A 10240-nucleotide genomic window follows, 5' to 3' on the forward strand; every position below is an offset into this window, starting at 1 on the left:
GTACAACGCTAGGAGGCTATTAGGCATAGATCGTTCCTAATTGAATGGCAGACTTGTCGCCATGTTGGAGACGTCGGCGAGACTTCTACGCCTGCTGTCGCTGTTGCAGAGTCCGCGCGACTGGACCGGCGCTGAGCTGGCGGAACGGCTCGAGGTCAGTCCCCGTACGGTGCGCAACGACGTCGAGCGGCTTCGCGCCCTCGGTTATCCGGTGCATGCGACGCGTGGGGCGGTTGGTGGCTACCGGTTGGGTGCCGGCGCCGCGCTGCCGCCGCTGTTGCTGGACGACGAGGAGGCGGTCGCGGTGGCGTTGAGTCTTCGTACCGCGACGAGTGGGGCGGTCGAAGGCGTGGAGGAGACGTCGCTGCGAGCGCTGGCGAAGTTGGAGCAGGTGTTGCCGTCCCGCCTGCGTAGGCGGGTGCGGGCGCTGCAGAGCCATACCGTGCCGGTTCCGCGGTATGACCGGACTCCGACGGCGGCGCCGGACGTGCTGTCCGCGTTGGCGATGGCCTGCCGCGACCAGGAGACGCTGCGGTTCGACTACGAGACCCACAGCGGCGAGCCGTCGCGGCGACGAGTCGAGCCGTACCGCCTGGCCAACTGGGGCCGCCGCTGGTACCTGGTCGCGTACGACCTGGAACGCGACGACTGGCGCACGTTCCGGGTCGACCGGATGAGCGCGCCGCGGCAACCGGCGGGTCCACGGTTCACGCCGAGGGCGCTGGCGGAGGCGGACGTGGCGTCGTACGTGTCCAGCCGAGCATCGGCGGCCGCGTGGCGATACCGCGCACGGGTGACGGTACGTGCCGCGGCGGCTTCCGTCGTGGAACGCATCAACCCGGCGGTGGGCGCGGTGACGGCCCTCGACGAGGGGACGTGCGTACTGGAGACAGGCGCGGACACGATCGACTCGCTGGCGGTTCACCTGGGACTGCTGGGGTTCGACTTCCATGTCACGGAGCCGCCGGAGCTGGTGGCACACCTACGTGAGCTGGCGTCCCGCTACCAGCGTGCGACGGCCCCAAGCGACTCCACCCCGGCGAACGAGACGGTCGTCGACGGGGAACCGGGGACGAACGAGCGAAAGGCATCGGGCGAGCCCACCGGCCAGTAATGACCGGTAGCGAGGGCCGCCGGCCCGAGGATGCAGTCGCGGGCGCCGGGACGGGCGCGAGGGCGAGGAGCGCACGCGCAGGCAGAGACTCGGGGCGGGATGACGACGACCGGAGCAGGACGGCTTGGTCACGCGTACCCGCACTCGTGGGCGTGCCAGGGCGGTCGCCGAGCGGTGCGCGTCGAACTGCGGTCGAAAAGCGCCTTCGGGGTCGGCCGAGGTGCTGCCGGCGTGAGCGAGGCGCTGAGGTTCAGGCGGGTCGGAACGGTCGCTGGGCTCGCTGCGGGCTGTCAGAGGCTCAGGAGCGCACCAGGCGGGCTATGGCCTCGCTTGCTTCGCGGACCTTTTCGTCGGCGTCCTTGCCGCCGTCGGTCAGGGCCTGGGCTACGCAGTGCTTCAGGTGTTCGTCCATCAGGCCAAGGGACACTGCCTGCAGCGCCTTGGTGGCGGCGGAGATCTGCGTCAACACGTCGATGCAGTACTCGTCGTTCTCCACCATGCGTTGTAGGCCGCGGATCTGGCCCTCGATGCGACGGAGGCGCTTGAGGAAGCCGTCCTTGTCGCTGGTGTAGCCGCGCATCGATGTGCCCTTTCCGCTGTGTCGCACCCGTGACCCTTCACTATACCCGCAGGGGGTACCTGACGTCAGCCGTACGTCGACCGGTTGAATTTTCTTGCCCTGGGCTGGGCATCAGCGGCTAGCGTGATCACGTGTTCACCACGCGCCCGGAACTCGCCGGCACCTTTGGCATGGTCGCCTCCACGCACTGGCTCGCCTCCTCCGCCGGCATGGCCATCCTCGAACGGGGCGGCAACGCCTTTGACGCGGCCGCCGCCGCTGCGTTCACCCTGCACGTATGCGAGCCGCACATGAACGGGCCCGGCGGGGAGGTGCCGGCCATCTTCGTGACCGCCGGTAACCCGACGCCTACTGTCCTTTGTGGACAAGGGGTGGCTCCCGGCGGTGCGACCGCGGAGCGGTTTCGGGAGCTCGGGCTCGACGTCATACCTGGGACCGGACTGCTCGCCGCCACCGTGCCCGGGGCGGTCGGCGCCTGGCTGACTCTCCTCCGGGACCACGGCACCATGCCGCTGCGGGACATCCTCGACTTCGCCATCGGGTACGCCGAACACGGGCATCCCGTGGCGCCTGCCGTCGTCGACACCATCGCCGCCGTCACACAGCTGTTCCAGCAGTACTGGCCCAGCTCGGCCCGACTCTGGCTGCCCGTCCCCGCCGCCGGTGACCTCTTCCGGAACCCCGCGCTCGCCGCCACCTACCGCCGTCTGGTGGACGAGGCCGAGGCCGCCGGCGGGGACCGGGAGCGGCAGCTCGACGCCGCGATCCGCACCTGGTACGAGGGGTTCGTCGCCGAGGCGGTCGACGAGTTCTGCCGCACCGAGATCATGGACGACTCCGGGCGCGCGCACGCCGGGTTGCTCACCGGCGCCGACCTGGCCGCCTGGCAACCGTCGTACGAGCCCACGATCAGCCTCGACGTGTTCGGGTGGCAGGTGCACAAGGTCGGCGCCTGGAGTCAGGGCCCGGTGTTGCTCCAGCAGCTGGCCATGCTGGAGGCGTTGGGCGACCCGGCCGAACCGGTCAGCGCGGCCGAGGTGCATCGCGTGGTCGAGGTCGCGAAGCTGGCCTTCGCCGACCGGGATGCCAACTTCGGCGATGGAGCCGACCTCTCGCCGCTGTTCGACCCCGCCTACATCGCTCGGCGGGCCGCGTTGGTGGGCGACGACGCGGGCCCCTCGCTACGCAACGGGCTCGGGCGGCTGCCGAAGTACGTGTTGGAGGGCAGGACCGCGCCGATGGGGTTCGGCACCGGGGAGCCGACACTCGGCGGCAGTAGCGGACCTGCGTTGGACACGGACGGTCCGCCGGCGTTTCACCGCGGCGGATCGTACGGCTCGGGGCGCTCGGGCGGCTTCCTGCCGGCGTTGCGGCAGGACGACGGGTTCCTGGGCGCTCGGCATCGGCCGGGCGAGCCCACCGTCAACTGGTGGGGCACCACCCGCGGCGACACCTGCCACATCGACGTCGCCGATCGGTGGGGGAACGTCATCTCCGCGACCCCGTCCGGTGGGTGGTTGCAGAGCTCGCCCACGATCGAGTCCCTCGGGTTCTGCCTCGGGACGAGGGCACAGATGTTCTGGCTCGAGGACGGGCTGCCCAACACCATCGCGCCCGGGAAGCGGCCACGGACCACGCTCTCTCCCTCCTTCGCCACGCGGGACGGCATCCACCTCTCGTTCGGGACGCCCGGCGGTGACCAGCAGGACCAGTGGCAGCTGGTCTTCTTCCTCAACCACGCCGTCCACGGCATGAACCTGCAGGCCGCCATCGACTCGCCCTCCTGGCACACCGCCGCCTTCGCGTCCTCCTTCTACCCTCGCGAGACCAGTACGCAACTGCTCATCGAGTCTCGTGTCGGCGGCGCCATCGACGAGCTCAGGAAGCTCGGACATGACGTGGCGGTCATGGACGGCTGGTCCCTCGGGCGGATGTCCGCCATCTCCCGGGACCTCGAGACCGGACTGCTCCGGGCCGGCGCCAACGCCCGTGGCCAGCAGGGGTACGCCGTCGGTCGCTAGTGCGGTGTCCAACGGGAAGCCGAGCCCGGCGATCGTGGGCGGACACCTGCACTACCGATGCCGCACGCCGTCGATCCGCCTCGGCACGCCGTGCGGGTTGCCGTCCCGGAGGACCTCCGGCAGCAGTGCCTGCGGCATGTTCTGGTACACCACGGGCCGCAGGAAACGCCGGAGTGACGTCGTGCCGACCGACGTGTGGCCGGGAAACGTCGTCGCCGGGTACGGGCCGCCGTGGTGCATCGCGTACGTCACCGACACGCCCGTCGGCCAGCCGTTCCACAGCACCCGGCCGACCCGCTCGGTCAGCACGGCCACCAGGCGCGACACCGCCTCGTCCGGCGCCGAGCCGTGCACCGACGCGGCCAGCTCACCGGTGAACGCACGCGCGCACTCCAGCAGCTCGGCCTCGGACGAGTACCGCACCACCATCGACACCGGGCCGAAGCACTCGGTCAGCAACTCCTTCCGCGCCGCCAGGAAGTCCGCCGCGTCGCAGCCCAGCAGCGTCGGCGCGGTGTCCTCCCCCGCCACCAGCACCCGCACGGCCGGGTGCGCGCTCAGGGCCGCCAGGCTCGCCGCGTACTGGCCGGCGATGTCGTCGTTCAGCATCGGCTCGGCCACCTGCCCGGACAATGCCGCCTCGACGAACGACTCGAACGCCGGCGCGTCGGCCGCCGGCACGAACACCACGCCCGGCTTCGTGCAGAACTGCCCGTTCCCCAGCGTGAACGACGCGACGTAGCCCTCCGCGAGCCCCTCCGCACGCTCGGCCACCGCGGACTCCGTCACGAAGACGGGGTTCACACTGCCCATCTCGGCATAGAACGGGATCGGGTCGGGCCGCGCGCACGCCAGGTCGTACAGCGCACGCCCACCCTCGAGCGATCCGGTGAACGCGCCCGCCCTGATCCGCGGGTCCGTCACCAGCGAACGGCCCACCTCGAAGCCGTGCACCACGCCGAACCCGCCTTCGGGCACGCCGGCCGCGGACAACGCGGCCGACACGAGCGAACCGACGAGGTCGCTCACCGACGGGTGCCCGGGACTCGCCTTCACCACCACCGGGCAGCCGACCGCGAGAGCCGCCGCGGTGTCGCCGCCGGCCACACTGAACGCGAACGGGAAGTTCGACGCCGCGAACACCGCCACCGGGCCGACCGGCACGAGCATCCGCCGCAGGTCGGCCCGCCCGCCGGCCGGCCAGTACGTGTCGGGCGAGTCGAGCACGACGTCCAGGTAACCGCCCTCCATGACCGTCTCCGCCAGCAGGCGCAGCTGGAACGTCGTCCGCTCCAGCTCGTGGTGCAGGCGTGGCCGCTCCGGCAGGTTGGTCTCCCGGTGCGCGAGGGGCACCAGGTCGCCCGCGGCCGCGTCCAGTGCGTCCGCGACGCGCCGCAACGCCTCGGCCCGGACCGCGGGCGGCAGCGCGGCACACGGCTCCCGCGCCTCCTCGGCCGCCGCCAGCTGCTTGTCCAGCGTCGACCTGGTCGCCTCGCTCATCCGCGGCCACCTCCCTCCGCGGGCGCGACGCGCGCCCGCTCCTCGGCCACGCCCAGGTCGTCGCGCATGCTCACCACGCCTCGTCCAACAGTCGCAACCCGTCCTCGATCCGGTGCCGGGCGATTCCGCCGTAGCCGATCGCCAGCCCCGGCCGCTCTGTGCCGAACCCGTAGTACCCGGCCATGTTCTCCACCCTGACCCCGGCCGCCGCCGCCCGCTCGACGAGCGCCGGCACGTCCACGTCGCCGCGGGGCCAGACGGCCAGGTGCAGGCCCGCCGTCGACGGCACGATCTCCAGCCGGTCGGCGAAGTCGCGACGCAGGACCGCCAGAATCAGCGCCCGCCTGGCCGCGTACTCACGGGTCGAGCGCCGGACGTGCCGCACGAACAGCCCGTCGGCCATGAAGCGGGCCATCGCGCCCTGGGTGGTGACGTCGGTCTGCCGGTCCGACAGGCGTTTCGCGGCCAGCAGCGCGGGCATCAGCGACGGGGGCGCGACCAGGAACCCCAGCCGCAGCATCGGCAGCATGGTCTTGGAGAACGAGCCGACGTACAGCACGCGGTCGCCGCGGTCGAGGCCGTGCAGCGGCTCCAGCGGCCGGTCGGCGAAGCGGAACTCGCTGTCGTAGTCGTCCTCGATCACCACCGCGTCCGCGCGGCGCGCCCACTCCAGCAGGGCCGTGCGCCGGCCGAGCGACATCGGCGGGCCGAGCGGGAACTGGTGCGACGGCGTGGTGTACACGAGCCGCGTGCCCGCCGGGATCGCTCGCACGTCAACGCCTTCCGCGTCGACCAGGGCACCGGACACCTGGGCGCCGAACGACATGAAAAGGTCCCGCGCCGGCGGGTAACCGGGTTCCTCGACGGCGACCCGCGTGCCCGGCTCGACCAGCACCCGGGCGATGAGGTCGAGCGCCTGCTGGGCGCCGCTCGTGATCAGCACCTGCGCGGGCGGCACGCGCACCGAGCGGGACAGCCCGATGTGCCGCGCGACCTCCGCACGCAGCGCCGGCTCGCCGGCCGGGTCGCCGTAGTTGGCCCGGGTCAGGTCCAGGTCCCGCAGCTGGCGCGCGACCTGCCGGCGCCACGCCTCGATGGGGAAGCCATGCGCGTCCGGCACGCCGACGCCGAAGTCGTACGGCACGGGCACGGTCGCTTCGGCGTCCGCGGCCAGTTCGCGCCACACCGGCCGCGCCGACACGGCACCACCACCCACCGTGGGCATGCTGGCCGGCGGGGGCGGGGTCGCGCAGACGAACGTGCCGGCGCCGACCCGGCCGACCAGGAAGCCTTCGGCGGTCAGCCGTTCGTAGGCCAGCGCGACGGTGTTGCGGGAGACGGCGAGCTGGCGGGCCAGCTCACGGGTGGGCGGCAGCCGCTCGCCGGAGCGCAGCCGGCCGTCCAGCACCGCCTCGTGCAGCTGCCGGTAGATCCGGGCGGACAGGTCGCCGCGCCCGGACAGGCTGACGTGGAACTCCACGCGGGCCACCGTACATTGGCCCAACCAAACCGCTCCATATTGGCTCTTCTGTGCGGCCAATCCACTGTCTACGGTCAACGCCATGAGGATCGTGCCACCGGCGGGTCCGGCCCGCCCACTCGCCGTCGCGCAGCTGACCGACTCGATCGGGCTCGGCGGCTACCTGGTGTGCTCCGCCCTGTATTTCACCCGGATAGTGGGTCTGTCACCCACACAGGTGGGGTTTGGGCTCACGCTCGGTTGGGCGATCGCGTTCGTCGTGGCCGTGCCGCTCGGGCACCTGGCCGACCGGCGCGGTCCTCGCGGGGTCGCGATGGTGCTGGCGCTGTGCACGGCCGCCGCTCTGCTGCTGTTCCTGGCCGTCCGGTCGTTCGTGCCGTTCGTGCTCGTGGCGTGCGTGTACTCGAGCGCGATCTCGGGGCTGAACGCGGCGCGGCAGGCCCTGCTCGCGGGGCTGGTCACGGCCGCGGACCGGACGAAGGTGCGGGCCGCGCTGGCGGCGGCGATCAACGGGGGTATCGCGATCGGCGCCGGGCTCGGCGGGCTGGCGCTGCAGTTCGACACCGCGACGGCGTACCTGACGGTGTTCGTGGTCGACGCGGTCAGCTTCGTGGTGTCCGCGCTGGTGTTGCTGCGGCTGCCGGTCGTGGCGCCCACACCGGCCGGGGCGAAGGGCGAGCCGCGGCTCGCGGTGTTGCGGGACCGGCCCTACGCGCTCGTGGCCCTGCTGAACATGGTGCTGCAGCTGCACATTCCGATGATCACGCTGGCGATTCCGCTCTGGGTCGTCGAGCGGACGAGCGCGCCCGGGTGGACGGTGTCGGCGCTGCTCGTGCTGAACACGGTGACGATCGTGCTGTGCCAGGTGACGGTGGCGAACCGGGTGACGGGCCTGACCAGCGCGGTCCGGCACCTCCGGTACGCCGGGGTCACGCTGCTCGCCGCGTGCGCGGTGTTCGCGACGTCCGGGTTCGGCGCACCGGCCTGGCTCGCGGTGGCGATCCTGCTGCTGGCGGCCACACTCCAGGCCGGTGCGGAGATGCTGCAGGCGAGCGGCTCGTGGGAGATCAGCTTCGGCCTCGCACCCGAGGGCCGGCACGGGCAGTACCAGGGGTTCTTCGGCTCCGGCTTCACCGTGGCCAGGATGCTGGGCCCACTGCTGGTGACGACGCTGGTGCTGGGCTGGGGCACGGCCGGCTGGCTGCTCCTCGGCGCGGTGTTCGTCGCCGCGGGCATCGCGATGGGCCCGGCCGTACGCTGGGCAGCCCACACCCGCCCGTCGGTCGCGAGTCCCGCACCAGAACACCGCGAGTCCCGCGTTGAAACACACCGAGTTGTGGGTTCGTGCGGGCCGGAGGTGCACGAACCCGCAACTCGGGGTCCGTGAACGCGGGACTCGCGGTGTTTGAACGCGGGACTCGCGGGGGTCAGGCCAGGACGCGGCGGATTACCGTGATGGGGCCGATGCTGTCGATGTTGCTGATCTTGACGTCCTCGCCGAAGCTCGGGGCGTGGACCGCCCGGTTGGCGTCGATGGCGATGGCGACGTGGTGGACCGGCTCGTAGAAGAAGATCAGGTCGCCCGCGCGGACGTCCGGGCGGGCGACCTTGCGGCCTACCGTGGCCTGCTGGCGCGACACCCGCGGCATGTTGACGCCCGCCGCGTGGAACGCGGTCTGCACCAGGCCCGAGCAGTCGTAGGACTGGGGACCGATCGCGCCCCACAGGTACGGCTTGCCGAGCTGCCCGAGGGCGAACTGCACCACCGCACCGGCGTTGCCGCCCGGGATGACGACGTTGCTGCTGTCGTAGTCCTCGATGCCGTCCAGCAGGGACCGCTGCTCGGGCGTCAGGTTGTCGAGCGCCGAGCGGACCTCGGTGATCTGCGCGTCGAGCGCGGAGCGGCGCTGCTGCACGTCGTTCGCGCTGGCGGTCACCTTCGCCTCGAGGTCCTGCGCCTGCTTCGCGGCGGCGACGGCCGTGTTCTCCGCGTCCTCGGCCGCCGCGAGCGCGGCGTCGCCCTGGCGCGGGGTGCTGGTGAGATGCGCGACGAGGCTCAGCTCCTCCAGCCTGCCGACCAGGTCGTCGGGGCTGGTGCTGGTGGCGAGCGCGGACAGCGCGTCGAGGTCGCCGCGGGAGGACAGCACGTCGGCGACCCGGTCGACATCCTGGGCGGTGTCGGCCTTGGTCCGCAGCTTGTCGGCGTTGGCCTTCGCCTCGTCGGCGGCCTTGGTCGCGGCGGCGGACGCCTGCTGCTGGGTGGTGAGCTGCTCCTGGACGGTCAGCAGCTCCTCGTTGACGAGCTCGGCCTCCGCGCTCAGGTCGTAGTAGTGCGCGAGCAGCCCGGCCACGGTCGTCGGCTGCGCCGACGCGGGCACGACCAGCAACGTCGCGGTCAGTAGGACCGCGCCACCGATGCCGGCCAACGAAGTGGGCAGTGCACGCACCCCGAGCTCCCCTCTCGTTCTCGGACGCCGTGTCCATTGTTCAACAAAGATCGCCATCCCGCTGGAAATCTCGCGAACCGGGCACGAACGTCTGCACGGTAGGGCAACGCGGATAACGTTAGGGTGAGTCGGGTGAGCAACCTCGCGGCCGTATCCGACCTGCACGTCTCCTATCAGGAGAACCGCGAGCTCGTCGAGGCCATCCAACCGGAGACCCCGGCGGACTGGCTGCTGGTGGCGGGCGACGTCGGAGAGCGGGTCGCGGACGTCGAGTGGGCGCTGTCCGTGCTGCGCGAGCGGTTCGCGAAGGTCGTGTGGGTACCGGGCAACCACGAGCTGTGGACGATCCCCGACGACCCGATCCAGCTGCGCGGGGTGGCGCGCTACGAGGAGCTGGTGGAGACGTGCCGGCGGATCGACGTGGTCACGCCGGAGGACCCGTACCCGACCTGGGACGGGCCGGGCGGGCCGGTGACCGTCGTGCCGCTGTTCCTCGGCTACGACTACACGTGGCGTCCAGACGGCTGCTCGACGAAGGAGGAGGGGCTCAAGTACGCGCACAGCACCGGGGTGGTCTGCACGGACGAGTACATGCTGCACCCGGACCCGTTCCCGACCCGGGACGACTGGTGCCGCGCGCGGGTCGCCGAGACCGAGCGGCGGCTCAAGGAGTGCGACCCGACGGTGCCGATGGTGTTCGTCAACCACTACCCGCTGGTACGGGAGCCGACACGGGTGCTGCGGTATCCAGAGTTCGCGCAGTGGTGCGGCACCGAGCTGACCGCCGACTGGCACACCCGGTTTCCCACTGCCGTCATGGTGTACGGGCATCTGCACATCCCACGAAGCACGGTGTACGACGGAGTGCCATTCCTCGAGGTGTCGCTGGGCTATCCACGGGAGTGGCGACCGAGGAAGAACCCGCCGCAACTGCCGCGCCACATCCTGCCCTAACTACTAGGGCGTGTCCCGTGGATCATGGAACGGGGTCTTTGAGCCAGATCCGGATGGAGGCGACGTCGATGGTGGCCTGGTACATGAAGTCACGCTTGTCGTAACGGGTGGCCACGGCCCGGAACCCCTTGAGCTTGTTGATAC

8 protein-coding genes are annotated in these 10240 nt (G+C 71.4%); 4 read left to right on the top strand and 4 right to left on the bottom strand.

The genetic code is table 11. The features are described from left to right. Positions 1-61 precede the first annotated feature (61 nt). The gene (locus tag VET29_RS21415; RefSeq protein WP_414636554.1) at positions 62-1114 is read left to right on the top strand and encodes a helix-turn-helix transcriptional regulator; all 1053 of its coding nucleotides are present in this window, start codon (positions 62-64) and stop codon (positions 1112-1114) included. Positions 1115-1412: 298 nt separating this feature from the next. Here the strand turns inward: VET29_RS21415 and VET29_RS21420 are convergent, their stop codons facing one another. Further along, on the bottom strand, positions 1413-1694 hold the full coding sequence (locus VET29_RS21420; protein WP_324923220.1) for a metal-sensitive transcriptional regulator: 282 nt from the start codon (positions 1692-1694) through the stop codon (positions 1413-1415). Between the two features lie 131 nt (positions 1695-1825). Between VET29_RS21420 and VET29_RS21425 the strand changes: the two genes are divergently transcribed. Continuing rightward, positions 1826-3715 carry a gamma-glutamyltransferase family protein gene (locus tag VET29_RS21425; RefSeq protein WP_324923222.1) on the top strand — a complete coding sequence of 630 codons (1890 nt, stop codon included), beginning with the start codon at positions 1826-1828 and terminating at the stop codon, positions 3713-3715. A 51-nt stretch (positions 3716-3766) separates the two neighbouring features. Here VET29_RS21425 and VET29_RS21430 read toward each other — a convergent pair whose 3' ends face one another. Together VET29_RS21430 and VET29_RS21435 are read right to left on the bottom strand one after the other, a co-directional pair. Continuing rightward, positions 3767-5215 carry an aldehyde dehydrogenase (NADP(+)) gene (locus tag VET29_RS21430; protein WP_324923224.1) on the bottom strand — a complete coding sequence of 483 codons (1449 nt, stop codon included), beginning with the start codon at positions 5213-5215 and terminating at the stop codon, positions 3767-3769. Between the two features lie 70 nt (positions 5216-5285). Continuing rightward, complete coding sequence (locus VET29_RS21435) at positions 5286-6695, bottom strand: PLP-dependent aminotransferase family protein (RefSeq protein WP_324923226.1); 1410 nt, start codon at positions 6693-6695, stop codon at positions 5286-5288. An 82-nt stretch (positions 6696-6777) separates the two neighbouring features. Here VET29_RS21435 and VET29_RS21440 point away from each other — a divergent pair, with 82 nt between their 5' ends. After that, positions 6778-8082 (top strand): MFS transporter, encoded by a 1305-nt coding sequence (locus VET29_RS21440; protein ID WP_324923228.1) that lies wholly within the window; start codon positions 6778-6780, stop codon positions 8080-8082. A 40-nt stretch (positions 8083-8122) separates the two neighbouring features. Here VET29_RS21440 and VET29_RS21445 read toward each other — a convergent pair whose 3' ends face one another. Then, positions 8123-9142, bottom strand: a complete 1020-nt coding sequence (locus VET29_RS21445; RefSeq protein ID WP_324923229.1) for a C40 family peptidase — start codon at positions 9140-9142, stop codon at positions 8123-8125. Between the two features lie 123 nt (positions 9143-9265). On the opposite strand from VET29_RS21445, the gene VET29_RS21450 reads away from it, so the two are divergent. Further along, complete coding sequence (locus tag VET29_RS21450) at positions 9266-10096, top strand: metallophosphoesterase (protein WP_324923231.1); 831 nt, start codon at positions 9266-9268, stop codon at positions 10094-10096. Positions 10097-10240 lie beyond the last annotated feature (144 nt).

This window comes from Actinophytocola sp. (genome assembly GCF_035634895.1).
Lineage (GTDB): Bacteria > Actinomycetota > Actinomycetes > Mycobacteriales > Pseudonocardiaceae > Actinophytocola.